Annotated in this window: 18 protein-coding genes; 5 read left to right on the top strand and 13 right to left on the bottom strand. The window is 39.6% G+C overall.

The annotated features are described in order from the left end of the window. Window positions 1-9 precede the first annotated feature (9 nt). Window positions 10-288: a hypothetical protein gene (locus tag COCH_RS12230; RefSeq protein ID WP_041546858.1), complete on the top strand. Its 279-nt coding sequence runs from the start codon at window positions 10-12 to the stop codon at window positions 286-288. A 252-nt stretch (window positions 289-540) separates the two neighbouring features. Here the strand turns inward: COCH_RS12230 and COCH_RS10735 are convergent, their stop codons facing one another. Continuing rightward, window positions 541-1,125: a porin family protein gene (locus COCH_RS10735; RefSeq protein ID WP_015783085.1), complete on the bottom strand. Its 585-nt coding sequence runs from the start codon at window positions 1,123-1,125 to the stop codon at window positions 541-543. Between the two features lie 139 nt (window positions 1,126-1,264). On the opposite strand from COCH_RS10735, the gene upp reads away from it, so the two are divergent. Next, window positions 1,265-1,918 carry a uracil phosphoribosyltransferase gene (gene upp, locus COCH_RS10730; protein ID WP_002672507.1) on the top strand — a complete coding sequence of 218 codons (654 nt, stop codon included), beginning with the start codon at window positions 1,265-1,267 and terminating at the stop codon, window positions 1,916-1,918. Here the strand turns inward: upp and COCH_RS10725 are convergent. The 11 genes from COCH_RS10725 to COCH_RS10675 all read right to left on the bottom strand — a co-directional run bounded on the left by COCH_RS10725 (window position 1,892) and on the right by COCH_RS10675 (window position 14,499). Continuing rightward, on the bottom strand, window positions 1,892-2,824 hold the full coding sequence (locus COCH_RS10725) for a hypothetical protein (protein WP_015783084.1): 933 nt from the start codon (window positions 2,822-2,824) through the stop codon (window positions 1,892-1,894). The genes upp and COCH_RS10725 overlap by 27 nt on opposite strands. Further along, complete coding sequence (locus tag COCH_RS10720) at window positions 2,824-3,300, bottom strand: hypothetical protein (RefSeq protein ID WP_015783083.1); 477 nt, start codon at window positions 3,298-3,300, stop codon at window positions 2,824-2,826. Before COCH_RS10720 ends, COCH_RS10725 begins: the two co-directional genes overlap by 1 nt. A gap of 20 nt (window positions 3,301-3,320) precedes the next feature. Next, window positions 3,321-3,935, bottom strand: coding sequence for a porin family protein (locus COCH_RS10715; protein WP_009419506.1), 615 nt, complete (start codon window positions 3,933-3,935; stop codon window positions 3,321-3,323). Between the two features lie 39 nt (window positions 3,936-3,974). Further along, on the bottom strand, window positions 3,975-4,205 hold the full coding sequence (locus tag COCH_RS10710; RefSeq protein ID WP_002672503.1) for a ferredoxin: 231 nt from the start codon (window positions 4,203-4,205) through the stop codon (window positions 3,975-3,977). Between the two features lie 23 nt (window positions 4,206-4,228). Beyond that, entirely contained in the window at window positions 4,229-5,479 is a 1,251-nt protein-coding gene (locus tag COCH_RS10705) for a peptidase U32 family protein (RefSeq protein WP_015783082.1), read from the bottom strand. Between the two features lie 121 nt (window positions 5,480-5,600). Then, the gene (locus COCH_RS10700; RefSeq protein ID WP_015783081.1) at window positions 5,601-7,466 is read right to left on the bottom strand and encodes an ABC-F family ATP-binding cassette domain-containing protein; all 1,866 of its coding nucleotides are present in this window, start codon (window positions 7,464-7,466) and stop codon (window positions 5,601-5,603) included. A 23-nt stretch (window positions 7,467-7,489) separates the two neighbouring features. Further along, window positions 7,490-8,800, bottom strand: a complete 1,311-nt coding sequence (locus tag COCH_RS10695; RefSeq protein ID WP_015783080.1) for a (Fe-S)-binding protein — start codon at window positions 8,798-8,800, stop codon at window positions 7,490-7,492. Window positions 8,801-8,809: 9 nt separating this feature from the next. Continuing rightward, on the bottom strand, window positions 8,810-9,760 hold the full coding sequence (locus tag COCH_RS10690) for an MlaD family protein (protein ID WP_009411846.1): 951 nt from the start codon (window positions 9,758-9,760) through the stop codon (window positions 8,810-8,812). A gap of 20 nt (window positions 9,761-9,780) precedes the next feature. Beyond that, complete coding sequence (locus tag COCH_RS10685) at window positions 9,781-10,902, bottom strand: N-acetylmuramoyl-L-alanine amidase family protein (RefSeq protein ID WP_009411845.1); 1,122 nt, start codon at window positions 10,900-10,902, stop codon at window positions 9,781-9,783. Window positions 10,903-11,051: 149 nt separating this feature from the next. Then, a complete protein-coding gene (gene gpmA / locus COCH_RS10680; RefSeq protein WP_002672496.1) occupies window positions 11,052-11,798 on the bottom strand; it encodes a 2,3-diphosphoglycerate-dependent phosphoglycerate mutase in 747 nt (248 codons plus the stop codon). Window positions 11,799-11,820: 22 nt separating this feature from the next. Beyond that, window positions 11,821-14,499: an AsmA family protein gene (locus COCH_RS10675; protein ID WP_015783079.1), complete on the bottom strand. Its 2,679-nt coding sequence runs from the start codon at window positions 14,497-14,499 to the stop codon at window positions 11,821-11,823. 912 nt (window positions 14,500-15,411) lie between these two features. Between COCH_RS10675 and COCH_RS10670 the strand changes: the two genes are divergently transcribed. From COCH_RS10670 to COCH_RS10660, 3 genes are read left to right on the top strand one after another with little or no spacing between them, the layout of a single operon-like run. After that, window positions 15,412-16,830, top strand: a complete 1,419-nt coding sequence (locus COCH_RS10670) for an L-serine ammonia-lyase (protein ID WP_015783078.1) — start codon at window positions 15,412-15,414, stop codon at window positions 16,828-16,830. 25 nt (window positions 16,831-16,855) lie between these two features. Next, the gene (gene folP, locus COCH_RS10665) at window positions 16,856-17,674 is read left to right on the top strand and encodes a dihydropteroate synthase (protein WP_015783077.1); all 819 of its coding nucleotides are present in this window, start codon (window positions 16,856-16,858) and stop codon (window positions 17,672-17,674) included. Beyond that, on the top strand, window positions 17,671-18,447 hold the full coding sequence (locus tag COCH_RS10660) for a diadenylate cyclase (protein ID WP_002672484.1): 777 nt from the start codon (window positions 17,671-17,673) through the stop codon (window positions 18,445-18,447). The genes folP and COCH_RS10660 overlap by 4 nt, the downstream gene beginning before the upstream one ends. 98 nt (window positions 18,448-18,545) lie before the next feature. Here the strand turns inward: COCH_RS10660 and COCH_RS10655 are convergent, their stop codons facing one another. Further along, window positions 18,546-19,157 (bottom strand): fumarylacetoacetate hydrolase family protein, encoded by a 612-nt coding sequence (locus COCH_RS10655; protein WP_015783076.1) that lies wholly within the window; start codon window positions 19,155-19,157, stop codon window positions 18,546-18,548. Between the last annotated feature and the right edge of the window lie 43 nt (window positions 19,158-19,200).

Genomic DNA, 19,200 nt, shown 5'->3' with positions numbered 1-19,200 from the left:
AACGGAAAAGTGAGACGAACAAAAGACGAACAAAAGACGAACAAAAGACGAACAAAAGACGAACAAAAGACGAACAAAAGACGAACAAAAGACGAACAAAAGACGAACAAAAGACGAACAAAAGACGAACAAAAGACGAACAAAAGACGAACAAAAGACGAACAAAAGACGAACAAAAGACGAACAAAGAACGAACAAAGAACGAACAAAGAACGAACAAAGAACGAACAAAGAACGAACAAAGAACGAACAAAGAACGAACAAAAGGCGGAGGAAAAGTGGGGGTAAGTTAAAACTAAGATATAAATAAGAAGAATGTTATTAGTAGATTTCAACTTTGCCAAAGTTTCAAATTTTGGTAAAGTTTGTATATATAAATGAACAAAAGACGGTGCGACTCGCACGGGCAGATAAAGGAACAACGAAGGGAAGGTGAATCTAAGGCGAAGAGTAATTAAGGTTGTTTAAAAAATAAGAAAGGGTTTAAGTGATTTATAAATCACTTAAACCCTATTTCTAATTAACTAATATTCCTATTTTCTAAAAACGTACCCCTACGCCCAATTGTATTTGTTGGGTGGTTGCTTTTTCTTTAAGGGCGTTACTAATATCACTGTAACCCCATACATAGCGACCGTAAGCAAAAAGAGGACCTAAATTTACTTCGGCTCCTGCTACTAATGAAAAATCAGTATCTTTAAAGAGCTTTTCTCCGTTTTCCCAAGTACTTTGGTCGCGGTTGGCAAGGAAACTAAATTGAGGTCCTGCGTGTAGTGAAATCAATCCGTTAGGGTTGTATTTGAAGAGTACTGGTACACTTACGTAGTTCAGTGTTTTTTTCTTTTCGAACTTATCGTTCCAAACAGATTGGTAGCTATCGCGGAGCTCTGTATTGGTTTGACTAAAGAGTACTTCCCCCTGTAGCCCCCAGCTATCATTGAAATCGAATTCGACGAAACCACCTAATTGATAGCCCAATTTAAAGTTTTTGTCATAGGCTACACCTTCTACTTTACCTAAGTTAGCACCTGCTTTTGCTCCTAAGTGAAACTCTTGAGCATAGGTAGCGGTGGTGAGTAGCATTATCGCAATAAAAGCTGTTAATTTAGTGATTTTGTTTTTCATACGCTTAATTATTGTTTAATGATTCAGTATAGTTATTCCAAATAGTGTGCCAAAAAAAATAATTTACCAAATTGCAAATTTGTAAATTAGCAAATTATATACTACTTTTGTGGCGTGAAAATATAAAGCTAACAGACCAATGATCATACATCATTTAGGCGAAGAGCCTTCCGTATTAAACCGATTTATCGCCCAGTTGCGTGATGTAAATATTCAAGCAGACCGTATGCGATTCCGTAAAAATTTGGAACGAATAGGGGAGGTGTTGTGTTACGAGATGAGTAAGTTTCTACACTATAAAACGGAAACAATTACTACACCTTTGGGCGAAAAGAAGGTACAACTTCCGAAAGACGAGATAGTAATTTGCTCTATTTTGCGTGCTGGTTTGGCATTGCATCAAGGCTTGATGAACTACTTTGATAATGCTGATAATGCGTTTATCTCGGCTTATCGCAAACACACTTCCGAGACTGATTTCGATATAATGGTGGAGTATCTGGCTTCGCCGTCCTTAGAAGGTAAAATCTTATTCTTAGCTGACCCAATGCTGGCTACAGGGCGTTCGTTTGCTAATGTATTCAATGCGCTGAAACCTTTAGGAACACCTAAAGAGATACATTTATTTGCTGTTATAGGGGCACAGCAGGGGATAGAATACTTGGAAGATAAGTTTCCTGAGACTACTCATTTATGGATTGCTACCATAGATGCTCACCTTAACGACCACGGCTATATAGTACCAGGTTTAGGTGATGCGGGTGATTTAGCTTTTGGTAATAAAATGGAGTAGAAGCCCTATGCCAGGCATAGATAATAGTGACCATAGTACGATTTCTTTTAGCCACCATACGCGTATTTTCTCTACATAAAGAGCAAAGAGAATGGCAATAGGGGCAAAGATGTATATCACTTCTTTGGAAAAGAATACTACTATAAGTCCTATCCAGAGGAATTGTATTACTACTAATGAGCTGATACTGTGATAAACACTTCTGAAATAGTATACTGCTAATGCCACTAAAAGAAGGAGCGCTAAGCTACATACTGCTATTGTTGTAGCAATGGAATGAGAAGAAAAGTTTAGAAGATTATTTATATCTGAAGTGATGAGATTTGTAAAATCATCAATAGGAAAAGGCTCTTGAAGTATTAATAAAATAGCCCCTAATAAGATGCTAACAGTAATGATTGCTAAAAGAGGTATAAACCAATAACGGCGTTTTTCAGCTCCGTAAAAGAGTAGAGAAATCCATACATTTAGCAAAAATATTAAAGCCCAAGGGTGCAACAAGCCTGCACAAATGATTAGTAGAGAAGTATCGAATAGTTTTTGTGGAATGCCTTCACCTGTTTTAAGAGTAAGTACACGCCACAAGGCTACAATGATGAGTAAGTTAGCACCTACTAATTTCACTTTATCAAAAAGGGTAGGGAAGAGCACTACGAAAATACTAAAGAAGGCTATAGAGTAACAGTTTTTGGTGTCAGTAAGTTCATTCCACCGGTCTATTTGGTGAAGTAATAATAAAGAAAGAAAGAGTAATACAAAAGTACTCATTAAAACAGTGAGATGAGACACGTCACTGAGAGGAAGTTGTAGTATTTTAAATTGAAATAGCCCATCACCTATCAATAGTGCTAATAGCACAATGATAAATGTGATGGGCTTTGTATTTTCAAAACGTACTGATAGCATTAGTTACTAATAGTTAAAATATTACCAGCTACTGAAACATTATAATTTAGTAAAGGATAAGGTTTGGCAATTTGTCCAATAGCAATAGGAGCTCCTGATATTAAATTGTAAACTGTTTTACCACAAGAACATTTGGCAAAAGTATAGTCGTGACCAGTCTTCTCATAGCTATTTTCATCTTCTATAGCCCTTATGCCAAACAGGCGACTATGACACTCTTGTAAATTATGATTAGGACAAGTAGCCTCCCAAGCACGATATCCTCCATTACTATAACAAGTTACAAAAAATCCTTTAATACCTCTGTGAGGTATAAAAACCGTATTCATAGGTGTTTTTAAACTGTTATAGAGAGGTAAACTTATATCGATAGTATAGGTGAAATGTACTTCTCCTAAGTTAGGGTTGCGCGTTTGCCGTTCTTTCTCGCAAGAAAACAATCCAATCAAAAGTATTGCATATATCAGTCTATACATCTTGTTACCTATTATTTAGCTTAAAATTGATACCCTACTCCCATTGAGAGCGTTCTATTTTTAAAGTCGTAAGAATTAGCAATACCCGTACTTATGAGGCTTGCCTCATCGCCTTCAAAGATATTAGTGAGTCCTTGTACCCAGCGTATTTCGAAAAACCAACCTGCATCAGTAGTGTAACCTATCCCTGCAGTCATAGCTACATCTATAATGTCTATGGCATCTGATTTTACACGAGTTACGGGTTCTGTACCATTGAAGTAGAAATTAGGCTGGTCAACGCGATACTCTATCTGAGGACCTACGTGCAGATTAATACCCTTTCCTACATTGAATCGTGCCATTACAGGAGCCGAAAGATAATCAAGAGCCAAAGTAGCATTCCCATATCTATCAGATTTTATTTGTGCACCACGACGATTGTAGATACCTTCTATCTGTAAAGAGAACAATTTAGATAGGGGAAACTCTAAAGTAACCCCAGCATAATAACCGTGATATGGTTTAAAACTTGCCTCACTACTTACATCTCCTTTTAAGGTAGCATAATTGTACCCTGCTTTCACTCCTATGTATTGTGCTTTTACATTGTAAAAAGCAAACAAACATATGGCTAATAATACTATTTTTCTCATTGTTTATTATTTTTAGATGTTAGTCGTTTGTTGTTAATACTATAATTTTTTGGTAGAGATAATCTTCACGGGGCAGGCTTTTTGTGCTTTCTCACAATCCTCAAAAATACTATCGTCATAACTTTTTAGGGTGAAGAAGCCTTTCTTTTCAGTGGAACGTAATAATACGCTCTTGCCATCTTTTTTCGACATCTGGAACTGCTCAGGAGCCATCTCTACACAGTAGTTACAGCCTATGCATTTTTCACGCTGTAAGGTTACTATTACCATATTAAACTAAATCTGCCAATCTGCTAATTGATATTTGTTTTTACTATTTTATACAGTTTATCTGATAACCTTATTCTGAAATTGGTTTTGATAGTACAAGAATCACCTTTCTTAGCTCTTTCAGCAGGAGTATCGTTTACCATCATTGAGGTCAGCTCTATTTCTTGAACGCCTGTTGAAGGTCCAGTGATAAGTAATTTGTCGCCTATCTTTATATCAAAGGCTTCAATAGCAAACTCAGCTATACCAGTCTTAGGGAAATAGTGTTTACCTTGCCCAATGTACACTTTCTTTTGGGTAGCATTAGAGCCTGGGTTTTCACTCCATTCACCGAGCTTTTGCCCTAAATAATATCCACTCCAGAAACCACGATTGTACACCGTTTTGAGGGCTTCTATCCAGCTTTCAAATTTTTCTTTACTGTATGTGCCTGCGTAATAAGCATCTATTGCTTCTCGGTAAGTGCGAATAACGGTAGCCACATACTCAGGAGCGCGCCCACGTCCTTCAATCTTTAATACCTTTGCCCCTGTGTCGATTACTTGGTCTAGGAAGTCAATCGTGCAGAGGTCTTTAGGCGACATCATATACTCGTTATCCAATTCTATCTCAAAACCGCTTTCTTGGTCGATTACGGTGTATTTCTTGCGACAGTTTTGCTTGCAAGCTCCGCGATTGGCTGATGAGTTGTGTGAGTGCAAACTCAGGTAGCACTTGCCTGATACCGCCATACAAAGTGCCCCGTGTCCAAATATTTCTATTTCTACCAAATTGCCCGAAGGTCCTTTGATTTGCTCTTTTTCTATCTGCTCACATATCTTCTTGATTTGTCGTAAGCTCAGTTCACGGCTCATTACCATTGTATCAGCAAACATCGCGTAGAAGCGCACGGTTTCAATATTAGTGATATTGATTTGGGTAGAGATATGTACCTCCATTCCTATTTGTCGAGCATAAGCTATGACTGCCTGATCCATAGCTATTACAGCTGTAAGACCTGCTTTTTTGGCAGCGTCTAATAGTGTTTTGATGATAGATAGGTCGTGGTCATAAATAATAGTATTAAGGGTGAGATAAGTGCGAATGCCCTTAGGAGCACAACGGCGCGCTATTTCATCAAGGTCGTCAATCGTAAAGTTGATACTTGCCCTTGCGCGCATATTCAGCTGGTCTACCCCAAAGTACACTGAGTCGGCACCATTGTCTATCGCCGCTTGTAGCGACTCAAAATTACCAGCTGGTGCCATTAGTTCAATTTTTCCTGAATGAGTCATTATATAGTGAGTGAGGGGGCAAAGATACGAAAATAAAGTAGAATTTGAAAATTGTAATGCATAAAATTAAGTAAATAGCGAAAATACTCTTAATATGCTAACTTGTCAGTGGAGTAAAATATTAATGTTCTTCCAGCTTCTCCGTTAGTTCAAACCAGCGTTCGGTCTTTTCCTCTATCGCAATAAGCGTCTCTTGCAAGGCTACTGATTGTTCTTGTATTTCATTACTGCTAAGACTTCCTTCGGCAAAAGTAGCTTCTATAGCAGCTTTTTTCTCTTCTAACTGCGCTATTTCTTTTTCTAATCGGTTGTATTCCTTCTGCTCGTTGAACGATAAACCTTTCGTTTCGTCCTTGCGCCAAGTGTTTTTGGAAGCTTCTTTCTTGGGAGCATCGTCTGTCGGAGGAACGCTCTCTTCGTACACGCGGTAATCGGTGTAGTTACCAGGGAAATCCTCTACTTCTCCATTACCTTTGAAGACAAAAAGGTGGTCTACTATTTTATCCATAAAATAGCGGTCGTGTGATACTACCACCAAGCACCCTGGATAGTCTAACAAAAAGTCTTCTAAGACGTTCAGAGTAACAATATCGAGGTCGTTCGTAGGCTCGTCTAAAATCAAAAAATTGGGGTTTTGAATGAGTACAGTACATAGGTATAAGCGTTTGAGTTCCCCTCCGCTGAGTTTCTCTACATAGTCGTATTGCTTTTTACGGTCGAAGAGAAAGCGTTCCAATAGCTGCCCTGCTGAGAGAGTGCGCCCTTTAAGTAGAGGAATGTAATCGCCATACTTTTGTATCACTTCTATTACCTTTTGTCCTTGTTGTACCTCAATACCATCTTGGGTATAGTACCCGAACTTAATAGTGTCTCCCACTACTATTTTACCACTATCAGGCGTGATAGACGAGGTGAGCAAGTTGAGAAAGGTGGATTTGCCCGTGCCGTTCTTACCTATAATTCCCACTCGTTCGCCCCGCAAGAAATTATAATTAAACTTATTGAGCACGCACAAGTCTCCGAAGCTCTTGCTCACATTGTGAAACTCCACCGTCTTGCTTCCCAATCGCTCCATATTGATTTCGAGCTGTACCGAGTGCTCCTTCCGACGCTTGTGGGCTGCCTCCTTTATCTTATAAAAATCGTCTATACGCGATTTCGATTTGGTAGTCCGTGCCTTAGGTTGCCTACGCATCCAGTCGAGTTCCTTTACATAAAGGTTTTTAGCCTTCTCTACCGAAGCCTGCTCTTGTGCTAATCGCTGTTCTTTTTTCTCTAAGAAATAGGAGTAGTTCCCTTTGTAGCTGAATAGTTCGCCATTGTCCAATTCCAGGATTTCATTGCACACGCGTTCCAAGAAATAACGGTCGTGTGTAACGATGAAGAGTGTGAGGTTTTCTTTGGCAAAGTACTGCTCTAACCATTCAATCATTTCTAAGTCGAGGTGATTCGTAGGTTCGTCCAATATCAGCAAGTCAGGTTTGCTAATAAGTACATTGGCTAAGGCGAGACGCTTTTTCTGTCCTCCCGAAAGGTTTTTCACTTTCAGTTGGAGGTTGTCTAATTTTAGACGGAAGAGTATTTGTTTGTATTGTGTTTCAAAATCCCAGGCATTATGGCGTTCCATCTGTTCAAAAGCCTTTTGATAAGCCATTTCGTTTTCAGGGTGCTGTAAAGCGTGTTCGTACTCCTGAATCAATCGTAAAATAGGATTGTCGGTTGCGAAAATAGTCTCTTCTACTGTTAGTTCTTCGTTAAAAGAGGGATTTTGTGAGAGAAAACCTATATGTATGCCCTTGCGGAATACTACTTGTCCGCTATCGGGTTGGTCTTTGCCTGCAATAATATTGAGTAAAGTAGTCTTCCCTGTACCATTTTTAGCGATAAAGGCTATTTTTTGGTCTTTATTGATGCCAAAAGAGATGTTTTCAAGAATTATGCGTTCGCCAAAGGCTTTTGATATATTTTCTACGGATAGTAAGTTCATTTAATTTAGATAATAAATTAAAATTAATTTGTGATGTTTCTATCTGCTTGGCTATACGCCCAAGGGGCTCCGTTGTTCTCTATATTAGTCATCATCACATTGAGTTCGGTAGGGGCTGCCGATTCTTCCATTACCAAATACTGCCTCATATCCATAATAATAGATAACGGACTGATGCTCACAGGGCAGACCTCCACACAAGCATTGCAAGTGGTACAAGCCCATAGTTCTTCAGGAGTAATGTAGTCGCCTAAAAGTTGTTTGCCATCGGGTTCAAAAGTACCGTGTTTGTCGATATTGCGCCCTACCTCTTCTAAGCGGTCACGTGTTTTCATCATAATCGCGCGAGGAGAAAGCTTTTTACCGGTGAGGTTCGCCGGACATTCATCGGTACAACGCCCGCACTCGGTACAAGTATAGGCGTTCATCAGCTGTAACCAAGTGAGGTCGGTCACGTCCGAAGCTCCAAACTTATCAGGAGGGGCTGTGTCTTGTGGTGTTGCAAAAGGGTCGGCATTGGGGTCTAACATTAGTTTCACCTCTTGTGTTACCGCTGGGTTTACCTTAGAAGCTCCTAACGGACGAATAGGTGCGTAGTACGTATTAGGGAAAGCTAACAGTATGTGTAGATGTTTGGAGTAATATAAGTAGTTTAAAAAGCATAAAACCCCAGTAATGTGTAACCACCAACAACTGCGTTCTACAACTATAAGAGTGCTTACCGAAGCGTTTCCTAACAAGGGGCGTAACCATTCGCTCACAGGAAAAGAACCTGCTTGCACATAGTGGGTTACGTGTAATGTTTGTAGCTGACCATCGGCAGCGTTCATCAGTAGGAAAAGACTCATCATTGCCATTTCGGCATAAAGGATATTGCTTGCATCTTTTTTTGCCCACCCTCTGATTTCTGCCTTGCGAAAGCGTGGTAGTTTTAGTACGTTTCTCCTTATCCAAAATACGGTTACTGCTACAATCACTAAGAGAGCTAATACCTCAAAAGAAGCTATCAAGAAGTTGTAAAACACCCCTAAGAAGGCAAATATGCGGTGGGTTCCTATGATACCGTCAGTAATAATCTCTAAAAGTTCGATGTTGATAATCAAGAAACCTGCATATACAATAATATGCAAAACACCCACTATGGGGCGCACCAACATTTTTCGTTGCCCTAAAGCGAGCCACAACATATTTTTGAGTCGCTCTTTGCGGTTGCCAGAAGTGTCTTCCAGCTTGCCTAAACGGATATTCCTAATGAGTTTCCGTATATTATAAATAAAAAAGCCTCCTCCTATACAGAGAAGTATTATAAATACTATGTTAGGAAAGAAGCTCATCAAAACAGTTTATTCTCCTTTTTCTTCGTCTTGAGGCTCGTATGTTTTAGCTTTTTTACCAAAAACGGAGAAATGAAGATAACGCTTAGGATTTAAACGAAGGTCTTGCAAGAGCAATTCGAGCTGTTTAGCCGATTTGTCTAAATCTTTATAGAGCGTTTCGTCTTTTAGTAATTTTCCAATAGTACCCTTGCCTCCTTCTACTTCAGCCAAAAGAGTATTGAGGTTGTTAAGAGTTGTTTGTGCATTGGCAATTACTTTATTGAGTTCAGCTTCCGAAAGCTGTCCTGATACTTTTGATAGATCAGTAGTGATTTTATTAGCATTACTTAAAGTAGCATTCAAATTGGCTTGATTAGCTACCAACATCTTATTGAGGTTTACTGATGCCTGATTTAGGTTGTGCATTGTCGCGCTCAGTTCGGCAATGGCAATTTTTAAATTGTTAGTAGTTTTAGCATCTAAAACACTGTTCACTCCTGTAAGAGTGGTATCGGCTTGTCCTAAAAGGCGATTGAGTTTGTCTTGTGTAGGTTTGATTGACGAAGAGATAGAGGCGAGCATATCTTCTTGTACACGTGCTTCTAATACATCTCCCGATACGGCTATAGGAGCATTATCGAAGGCGGGAATAATTTGCAGTCCTGCACCTCCAAGCAAACTGTTGTAAAGCTCGGCTACACTATTCTTAGAGAACTTAAAATCGTCTGAACACTCCATCGTGATTTTTATCTTGGCACTTTTCTCTTCTAAGTCCACTGCTTCCACACTCCCTACTTTCACCCCATTTACAGTGATTTGTGTACCTGTTTTTAACCCTCCTGAATGAGGAAAATAAGCGTAATAAGTATTCGTTTTATTAAATAATGATTTAGACTTCAAGAAGTTAAAGCCTATATAAAAAGCGGCAATACCCGCCACAACTATAATAGCTGTTTTTATTTCTCTGGATAGTTTCATCAGTTTCTATTTGAATAAGTTTACTTTTCTATTTGTTTAGCTCTTTCTACTGTAATGCGTTTCTTTTGGTAAAAAGCTACGATATAAGCATCTTTATACCCTTTTTTTTTTGCTTTGTTCAGTAGCTCAAGGGCTTCTCTGTGCTTCGAAGTATCACCATAGTAATACACATATACACGCCCATCTTTTTCAACCGATATAGGCGAGAGTCCTTTGAAGTTAAAAGCCTTTGTTTCTAAATTTTTAGGGCTTGATGATATCTGTACTTTATAGCTCAAATCGCTGTTGTTGATAGTGCTATTACTTGTACTTTGTCTTGGGGTATTACTTTTTTCTCTTACTTGTGAAATACTGTCGTCAGGGGTAGTATAAGAACTTTTGTCTTCTATCCATTTCTTGTAAGCGAGTATCGCCTCAGCAATGTTCTCTGCAAACTCTTCTTGCCCCTTAGCCGAGGTGAGGAATTTGCGTTCCTCGTTGTTAGTAAGGAATGCTGTTTCTATAAGAATACTGGGCATATAGGTTTGGTGCAAGACGATGAATCCCGCTTGGCGCACGCCTCTGTTAGTGCGTTTCATCACTCCTGTGAGTTGGTTTTGCACTAACTTAGCTAGCTGAATGCTCTGCTCCAAGAACTCTTCTTGCATAATAGATAGCCCTATTACCGATTCAGGTGAGTTGATATTGTACTTAGCGTATTTCTTTTTGTAATCATCTTCCAAGTAGATTACCGAGTTTTCGGCTTTGGCAACCTCAAAGTTCTGCTGGTTGGCGTGTAGCCCTAATACATATGTTTCCGCACCGTCTACTTGTGTTTCGTGAGCGTTGCAGTGTACTGAAACGAATACATCGGCTTTGTTCCTGTTGGCAATAGCTCCACGCTCATAAAGGTCAATTAGCACATCGGTTTTGCGAGTGTAAATCACCTTTATATCAGGGTAAGCCTCTAACTTTTTGCCTACTAATAATACTATTTTCAGCACCACATCTTTCTCAAAGATGTTTTTCTGTACTACTTTACCGGGGTCTTTACCTCCGTGACCCGCATCTAAAACTACTTTAAACACAGGGTTCTTCTGTCCATAAAACAGACTAAAAGTACTACTGCATAGTGAAAAAAGAAGAATGTATATAAATTTCATTAATATATGTTCTGCTTAAAATTGGTGCAAAGGTAATTATTTTACTCGAATATACAAAAAGCGTGACGTTAAAGTTTCATTTTTAAAGGAATAAAGGAGGTTATCTGCAATAAATAACCTCCTTCTTCTATCAATATATCAAGCAAATTTTATTTTGATTTACCTTGATTCGCCACGCTGTTGATAGCGGCTGCAATAGCTTCTTGGTCGCCTAAATAATAATGTTTGATAGGTTTCAAATTAGCATCGAGTTCATATACCAAAGGTACTCCCGTTGGGATATTGAGCTTTAAGATTTCTTCTTTTGAAAGCCCGTCGAGGTATTGTACCAAAGAACGCAAGCTGTTACCGTGTGCTGCGATAATCACACTCTTGCCTGCTTTAATGTCTGGCGCAATTTCGTTAAACCATATAGGCAACATACGGTCATAACAATCTTTCAAACTTTCGCCTGCTGTTTTTTCTTCTTTGGTAAGTGAAGCGTAACGACGGTCGTGTGAGGGGTGACGTTCGTCTGATTCTTCAATAAGTGGAGGGCGAACATCGTAAGAGCGTCTCCACAAAAGTACTTGGTCTTCACCGTATTTAGCAGCAGTTTCAGCTTTGTTCAAACCTTGTAGCGCCCCGTAACTCTTTTCATTGAGTCTCCAGCTTTTGTGTGTAGGCACCCAAAGGTCGCCCATTGCCTCCAAAGCATTGTTCAAGGTTTTGATAGCTCTTTTGAGCACTGAAGTATAGGCAACATCAAATTTGAAGCCTTCTTCTTTCATTACGCGTCCTGCTTCACGTGCTTCTTGTACGCCTTGCTCTGTTAAATCTACATCTTGCCACCCTGTGAATAAGTTGAGCTTGTTCCATTCACTTTGCCCGTGGCGTAAAAGTACTACTTTATACATATATATTTAATTAATTTTATTCTTATTCTTCTCCTTCTTTTTTACCCAAACCTCTGAGGAAATTGCCTATTTGTTTTTTGGCTTCTTTTTTAGCCTCTTCTTTGGCTTTCTCTTTCACTTTAGTCATTGTGCTGTCTTTGTTCTTCATCAGTCCTCCCACGGTTTTAGTTATTTCGCTTGCTGTACCCGAACTTGTTTTACCTCCTAAAGCCTTTTGTAGTGCGTCAGTGCCTTTAGCGGTAAGGTTGTTAATTTGGTTTTTAGCTATTTGGGTAGCCAAATTTTTTACTACGGCTTTAGCATCGGTGCTTACTTGTGGTTTTTTGAAAGTTCCACCTACGGTTGCTACCACAGGCAAGTTGTTTATCTTTTTCTGGTTTTCAGGAGTCAGTTTTGCTAACAAACCTTCTGCTTCTTTACCCAACATTTGAGGCGGTACATTAAAGGTGAGCTTGTAATTCATCTGTTGGTCAAATCCGTGAGAACCTGCTACCTCTATGGCTACATCTTTATATTTGATAGTAAAAGGCTTGATTTTTACTTTTCCATCTTCAAAATCAACCGCTGCTTTCACATCTTTTAGGTTGAGATTGGCTAAATTTAAACCTGTAAATTGGCTGTCTAAAGCTGAGAGTAGGGGAGAACCGTGGCTGTCAATCTTAGAGTCGATAAGTGCTGCGAATAGGTCGCCCGAGATACTGTTAATTTGAGGAGTTAAATCGTTTTTCAAATTACCTTTTACGTTGATAACCGTATTCACTTTCCCTTGTACAGCTTTAGCAATAGGCGCTATCTTTTCGAGCATAGTAATTTGCGTAAAAGCATCGGATATGTTAAGGCGGTTGAGGTTCAAGTCTACGTCAAAGGTAGGTACTTTTTCTTTGGTCGATACATCTCCTGTAAGAGCTATATTTCCTCCAAAAATATCTGATTTTAAGTTCTCTAAGGTTACTTTTTGGTCTTTTATAATCAGTTTACCCGATACATTACTCAATTTCAAATTGTCGTATAACACCGTATTGGCTTTTGCAGTAAGCGCACAATCTAAGAAAGCAGGTACTTTTATAGCCGCTTCTTTTGTAGAGGTCTTATTAGCTTTAGGTGCTTCTTTGGTTTCTTGTTTCGCAGGAGCAGACGATTCTGTTGCGGGTTGCATAAAATCGTTTACTACTAACTTGTTCGAAGATAGATTAAAGTTTCCTTTGAGTATTTCTTTTCTGAAAGCAAAACCGTACAGATTATCTATCGTTCCAGTAAGGTGTAAGTCGCTATCACCTGTGCGAGCATCAAATTTTGAAAGCCCTATGTGCGACGGATTAAAGGCTACGTTTAAGTTATCAATATGGAAAGGTTTTACAAACTCCTCACCTGCATATACAAACTGAGAAAGCGACAAATTACCTTGCGCTTTAATTTTTTGATAATTCTTAGCCTCTACCGATTTCATATCCAATTGTGTCGCTATATCAGCACGTAAGATTCCTGCCAACTTCTTGTTTAACGAAATAGGGTATGCTTGCGATAAGTTTGCCAAGTTAATAGTCCCTTTTACTGCCATATCCACAAACGGGTTTACTACCACATTGCTCACATTGGCACGAGCCGAAAAATGGTCTTGGTCTATGCTCATCGTAAATTTGTTGAGGTTCACTTTGGTATCGTTGGTAATACCCGTAGCGTTGTTTACTTTTAGGTCGATAGTGATGTCACGCACCGTTTTAGGCAGGTTCGGATATTTAAAAGAAGCATTGTCTGCATACATTTCAAGTCCGAAAGTAGGGATTTTATCACCTACCATATCACCTTTGGCAAACCCTTTCAGGGTCAGATTTCCTGTGGTTTTTACATTCTCAATGCTTTTAGAGTACTCTTCGGGAATGAGCGCTAAAAAGTTTTGAAATGAATTGGTAGGGGTGCTAAAAGTAAGGTCGTAATGTTGTCCTTCCTCCAATAACTGAATAAAACCATCGAATACCAAATCCAAACGATTTACAGTAGCTTTGTTTTGCTTGAAAGTATATTTCTGATTTTTGAGGTCGATGCCCAAAATAGCCTGCAAGGTGATAGGCACTCGCTTCATAAAAGTGCTCTTACCCATTGCAAAAGTTAGGTTGGCTTTCGTCTGAGTGTCTAAGTCCAATACCTCTTCGGCAAAGTTTCCTTTCCCGCTGTGGTAAATATCGGCTACTTCCATAAAGAGGTTGCCGTCGTCCATTTTGAAAGTAAATTTCAGATTTTCTACATTGTACCGCTGAATATCTAGTTTTATAGGTGCAGACTCTTCCTCAGGTTTATCCGAAGGAATAGCGATATCATAGTTGCCTTCTCCCTCCTTGTTAAGGTGTATATACACCGAAGCATCTTTCACATTAGCTCCTAACAAATTGTAGTTGCCCGCTAATAAATCTTTGATGCTAAGCGTTACATCTATGTGTTTAGCAGCAAAAAGTGTATCACCTACGAAAGGCTCTTTGTTTACCAAAACAAAATCGTTGAGGGTAACGCGTGCCTTAGGAAAGTTCTTAAACAGACTAATATCAACATCTTGCAATCCGATGTTCGCCTTTAAGTTTTCATTTGCCATCTCAATAACCTTTTCCTTGATAGTATCTTTAAAGAAAAAAGGAATAGCAATCATTGCGATGATGAGGAGCAATAGGGTTATACCTCCCCATTTCAGTATTTTTTTAGCTATTTTCATTCGTGTTTTAGCAATTATGTTTTCTGAGTGCAAAGATACGAAATAATTAACAATTAGCAATAAATTCTGAAATAATTATTTTGTTCTTTGTTTTTGTAGTCTATCAGAATTGGTCTGCGGATTTTCATCTTGCACTTTACCAAAGTTGAAATCCACCAATATACTCTTTTTTAACTCTCTCTTAGCTTTAACTTCCCTTTGCTTTAGCACCACTCTTCCTTCGTCATTTGTTCGTCTTTTCTTCGTTATTTGTTTATCTGCCCGTGTGGCTCGCACCGTCTTTTGTTCGTCTTTTGTTCGTCATTTGTTCGTCATTTGTTCGTCTTTTCTTCGTCTTTTCTTCGTTATTTGTTTATCTGCCCGTGTGGCTCGCACCGTCTTTTGTTCGTCTTTTGTTCGTCATTTGTTCGTCATTTGTTCGTCTTTTCTTCGTCTTTTCTTCGTTATTTGTTTATCTGCCCGTGTGGCTCGCACCGTCTTTTGTTCGTCTTTTGTTCGTCATTTGTTCGTCATTTGTTCGTCTTTTCTTCGTCTTTTCTTCGTTATTTGTTTATCTGCCCGTGTGGCTCGCACCGTTCATTGTTCGTCTTACTTTTTCCGTTACTACACTCCCTCTCCTTGGGAGAAGTCTCCGAATAGGAGAGTATGTGATTGGGGAGAGGATATTCTGTTCGTCTTACTTTTTCCGTTACTATACTCCCTCTCCTTGTAAGTAGATATTCTGTCCACTGATTCTTCGTTAGAGGTTTAGAGGAAATTTTATTAATCATTTTTGTTCAATTTCTACAGCCAAGCTATACTTCTTTTACTTCACTAATTTAGTGTGTTTTATCTAATATGCTAATTTTCAAATTTGCTAATTTGCTAATTTCTCTCTATTTTTGCATTCTTATAAAGTCTTATAACGAAAAAATGGAGCAGATAAGTGTATTCGATATGCTAAAAATAGGGGTAGGTCCTTCCAGCTCTCACACTTTAGGTCCTTGGCGTGCTGCTGAGGCTTTCCTCAAAGAATTGAGAGAGAAGCACCTCCTAACCCGCACAACCAAAGTGCACGTAGATTTATACGGCTCACTCTCTCTCACAGGCAAAGGTCACGCTACCGATTTGGCAGTAATGTTAGGTCTCAGTGGTGCCGACCCTGAGTATGTGCCTATCGAGAGTTTAGATGTGATTATTACGGCTATTACTAATAATCAAGAGCTCTATTTGGGCAATGAGAGCATCATTAGCTTCAATCCTAAGGAAGACATTATTTTCAATAGAGATTTTTTGCCTTTTCACCCCAATGGTCTTACTTTTACAGCTGAAGGCGAGGGGTTCAGTTATGCTTCTACTTTCTACTCAGTAGGAGGTGGTTTTATAGTAAAAGAAGGAGAACAAGCAACAGCCAAGGAAGATACTCAGCGAAATTTCCCTTTTCCTATTGATAAAGCTGAGCAGCTCATTAGCTATTGTTGCCAAGAAGGAAAGAAAATATCCGAAATCGTCTATGAAAACGAAAAAGCCTTGCGTACTGAGGAGCAAATCCATAGCGAACTGATGCGTATATGGCATACTATGTTGGAATGTACTTATATAGGTTGTCATACCGAGGGTGTACTCCCTGGCGGTTTACACGTGCGCCGTCGTGCTTATGATATCCACAAGAACCTCATAGGGGTAGTAACCTACGATAGTCCAGAGAATTGGCTGAACTCTATCAAGAAAACGAATATCAAGTTTCGCGAAATCCTTAAATGGGTAAGTTGTTTTTCGCTGGCAGTTAATGAAGTGAATGCTTCGTTGGGGCGTGTAGTTACGGCACCTACCAATGGTAGTGCAGGGGTGATTCCCGCCGTGCTACTCTACTACATAACCATCGAAAACCAACAAGCTACCGAGGAGCAGATTCAGCAATTCCTATTGGTAGCGGGCGAAATAGGCAGTCTCTTCAAAAAAGGAGCAACCATCTCAGCAGCTATGGGCGGTTGTCAAGCCGAAATAGGTGTATCTTCCGCAATGGCGGCAGGTGCGCTCTGCGAACTCTTGGGTGGTTCTCCGGAGCAGGTACTCATCGCTGCCGAAATAGCAATGGAACACCACTTGGGGCTTACTTGCGACCCTATTGGCGGATTGGTGCAAATCCCTTGTATCGAGCGCAATGCTATGGGGGCAATCAAAGCAATTAACGCTGCCGAATTGGCTATCGAAACCGACCCTAAGAATGCGAAAGTGCCCTTAGACAAGGTTATCAATACTATGTGGCAAACTGCCAAAGATATGAACTCTAAATACAAAGAAACCTCAGAAGGGGGCTTAGCGGTAGCTGTAAATATGGCCGACTGCTAATCTAACGACTAATAACTAATAATTAATGACAATAAACTGTAAAGGAGAGCTTCTCTCTATGGATACCCCGCGAGTGATGGGAATCCTTAATCATACCCCCGACTCTTTCTACGAAGGAAGTCGTGTAACCGAAAAAACACTCTTACAACGCGCAGAAACAATGCTCGCTCAGGGCGCAGATTTTATTGATGTGGGTGGTTATAGCACCCGCCCCAATGCACCCGAAGTCTCACAAACCGAAGAACTCAGTAGGGTAGTGCCCGTAGTGCGCTCTTTGGTGCAACATTTCCCCGAGATACGTATCTCGGTAGATACTTTCCGCAGTGAGGTAGCACGCCAATCGCTCTTAGAAGGGGCTTGTATTATCAATGATATTTCTGCCGGACTCTTAGATGAGCAGATGTTGGCTACAGTAGCGCAATTTCAGGTGCCTTATATTGCGATGCACCTCGTAGGTACACCCCAAACAATGCAACAGCACACTGATTATAAGGATATCATCAGTGATATGCGCTACTATTTTTCTGAGCGCAAAGCTTTAGCTTTGCAAGCGGGGATTAACGATTTTATAGTAGATGTAGGCTTTGGTTTCTCTAAAACCTTAGACCAGAATTACGAAGTGTTGAAGCACTTAGAGCTATTCCATAGCTTTGGTTGTCCGCTATTGGTAGGTTTTTCCCGCAAGTCGATGTTGTACAAATTGTTAGAAACTGACCCTGCTGGTGCGCTGAATGCTACGACAGTAGTCAATACCATAGCCCTGATGAAAGGGGCACACATTTTGCGGGTACACGATGTAAAAGAAGCTAAAGAATGTGTAACACTCTTTGAAAAAATACAATGAAACTATTCGATATTTTAGACTTTACAATCGTCGATGCGATTGACATAGTGCTGTTTGCAGCTCTCCTGTACTACCTCTACCGATTGATTCGAGGCACGGTAGCCATTAATATTTTTATGGGTATTGTGATTATCTACTTGATATGGAAGATTACCGAAGCTTTGCAAATGCAGTTGCTTAGTAGTATATTAGGTCAGTTCATTGGGGTAGGAGTCTTCGCACTGATAGTTGTATTCCAGCAGGAAATACGTCGCTTCTTGCTCACCATTGGTTCTACCAATATCACTGCGCGCAACAAGTTACACCGTGCTTTTCACTTCTTCAAAGAGAAGGAAATTCTGCTTAATATTGAGAGTTTGATAAATGTATGTCAGAAGTTAGCCAGTACCAATACAGGGGCACTTATTGTTTTGGAACACAATATGCCTCTCGACTTTGTAACCCAAACTGGCGACAAGGTGAATATAGAGTTCTCCGAGCCTATTATCGAAAGTATCTTTTATAAGAATAGTCCGCTACACGATGGAGCCATTGTGATAAAGGGTAATCATATTATAGCTACAAGGGTAATACTGCCTGTTGCAAGTGAAATCAACTTGCCTAAACGCTATGGTTTGCGTCATCGTGCCGCCATTTCTATCACCGAAAAAACAGACGCTACTGCCTTAGTCGTTTCTGAAGAAACCGGACACATTTCCTACTTCAAGAATGGTGCCTTTGTAAAATTCAAGAATAACGATGAACTCATCAAAGCTGTACAATCCGATTTTTAATTGTTTGTCGCGCTACAACCTTTTTCAGATAGCGAGCTTCAAGCATTCACTGGCTTCGGGGCTTCTAGGGCTAATCGTTAAATTTGCTAATTTCCAAATTATCTAATTTTCAAACTAAATCCTTTCTCTCCCATTAAAAATCCTTCTAACACATTACCTGTTGCTACTCTCCCTGCACCTTTAGGTGTTCCCGTAAAGATAAGGTCGCCTTTGCGAAGGGTAAAGAACTGAGATACCTCCGAGATGATAACGTCAAAGCTTCTAAGCATTTGTGTCGTATTGCCCTCTTGTACAGTAGAGCCATTTTTATCTAAGTGAAACTGAATAGAGGAAGAACTCTCAATTGTTTCTTTAGAGACAAACTTCCCTACGATAGCTGAGCCATCAAAAGCCTTCGCTAGCTCCCACGGTAGTCCTTTTTGGCTCAATTCCGCTTGCAGGTCGCAAGCGGTAAAGTCAATGCCCACCGCAATCTCGTCGTAATACTTATGTGCAAATTTTTCCGAAATGCACTTTCCATTCTGGTTGATTTTGAGTACTAACTCTATTTCGTAGTGTAAATCCTTTGTAAAATCAGGAATGTAGTAAGGAATCTCAAGATTGTGAATAGCCGTATCAGGCTTCATAAATACCACTATGGGCTGAACCGTTGTTTTATCAAATATTTCGATAGTCTCGCGGTAATTTTTACCTATACAAATAATTTTCATATTTATTTTAATGTGAGTTTGATATAAAAATACTATTTTTCAA

The organism is Capnocytophaga ochracea DSM 7271 (assembly GCF_000023285.1).
Taxonomy (GTDB): domain Bacteria; phylum Bacteroidota; class Bacteroidia; order Flavobacteriales; family Flavobacteriaceae; genus Capnocytophaga; species Capnocytophaga ochracea.
Note: the sequence above shows the minus strand (reverse complement) of the source record. Positions and strands in the feature narration are given on the sequence as shown.

Coding starts and splice junctions, on each gene's coding strand:
- COCH_RS10735 (WP_015783085.1), bottom strand. CDS start 1,125: ATGAAAAACAAAATCACTAAATTAACAGCTTTTATTGCGATAATGCTA.
- upp (WP_002672507.1), top strand. CDS start 1,265: ATGATCATACATCATTTAGGCGAAGAGCCTTCCGTATTAAACCGATTT.
- COCH_RS10725 (WP_015783084.1), bottom strand. CDS start 2,824: ATGCTATCAGTACGTTTTGAAAATACAAAGCCCATCACATTTATCATT.
- COCH_RS10720 (WP_015783083.1), bottom strand. CDS start 3,300: ATGTATAGACTGATATATGCAATACTTTTGATTGGATTGTTTTCTTGC.
- COCH_RS10715 (WP_009419506.1), bottom strand. CDS start 3,935: ATGAGAAAAATAGTATTATTAGCCATATGTTTGTTTGCTTTTTACAAT.
- COCH_RS10710 (WP_002672503.1), bottom strand. CDS start 4,205: ATGGTAATAGTAACCTTACAGCGTGAAAAATGCATAGGCTGTAACTAC.
- COCH_RS10705 (WP_015783082.1), bottom strand. CDS start 5,479: ATGACTCATTCAGGAAAAATTGAACTAATGGCACCAGCTGGTAATTTT.
- COCH_RS10700 (WP_015783081.1), bottom strand. CDS start 7,466: ATGAACTTACTATCCGTAGAAAATATATCAAAAGCCTTTGGCGAACGC.
- COCH_RS10695 (WP_015783080.1), bottom strand. CDS start 8,800: ATGAGCTTCTTTCCTAACATAGTATTTATAATACTTCTCTGTATAGGA.
- COCH_RS10690 (WP_009411846.1), bottom strand. CDS start 9,760: ATGAAACTATCCAGAGAAATAAAAACAGCTATTATAGTTGTGGCGGGT.
- COCH_RS10685 (WP_009411845.1), bottom strand. CDS start 10,902: ATGAAATTTATATACATTCTTCTTTTTTCACTATGCAGTAGTACTTTT.
- gpmA (WP_002672496.1), bottom strand. CDS start 11,798: ATGTATAAAGTAGTACTTTTACGCCACGGGCAAAGTGAATGGAACAAG.
- COCH_RS10675 (WP_015783079.1), bottom strand. CDS start 14,499: ATGAAAATAGCTAAAAAAATACTGAAATGGGGAGGTATAACCCTATTG.
- COCH_RS10670 (WP_015783078.1), top strand. CDS start 15,412: ATGGAGCAGATAAGTGTATTCGATATGCTAAAAATAGGGGTAGGTCCT.
- folP (WP_015783077.1), top strand. CDS start 16,856: ATGACAATAAACTGTAAAGGAGAGCTTCTCTCTATGGATACCCCGCGA.
- COCH_RS10660 (WP_002672484.1), top strand. CDS start 17,671: ATGAAACTATTCGATATTTTAGACTTTACAATCGTCGATGCGATTGAC.
- COCH_RS10655 (WP_015783076.1), bottom strand. CDS start 19,157: ATGAAAATTATTTGTATAGGTAAAAATTACCGCGAGACTATCGAAATA.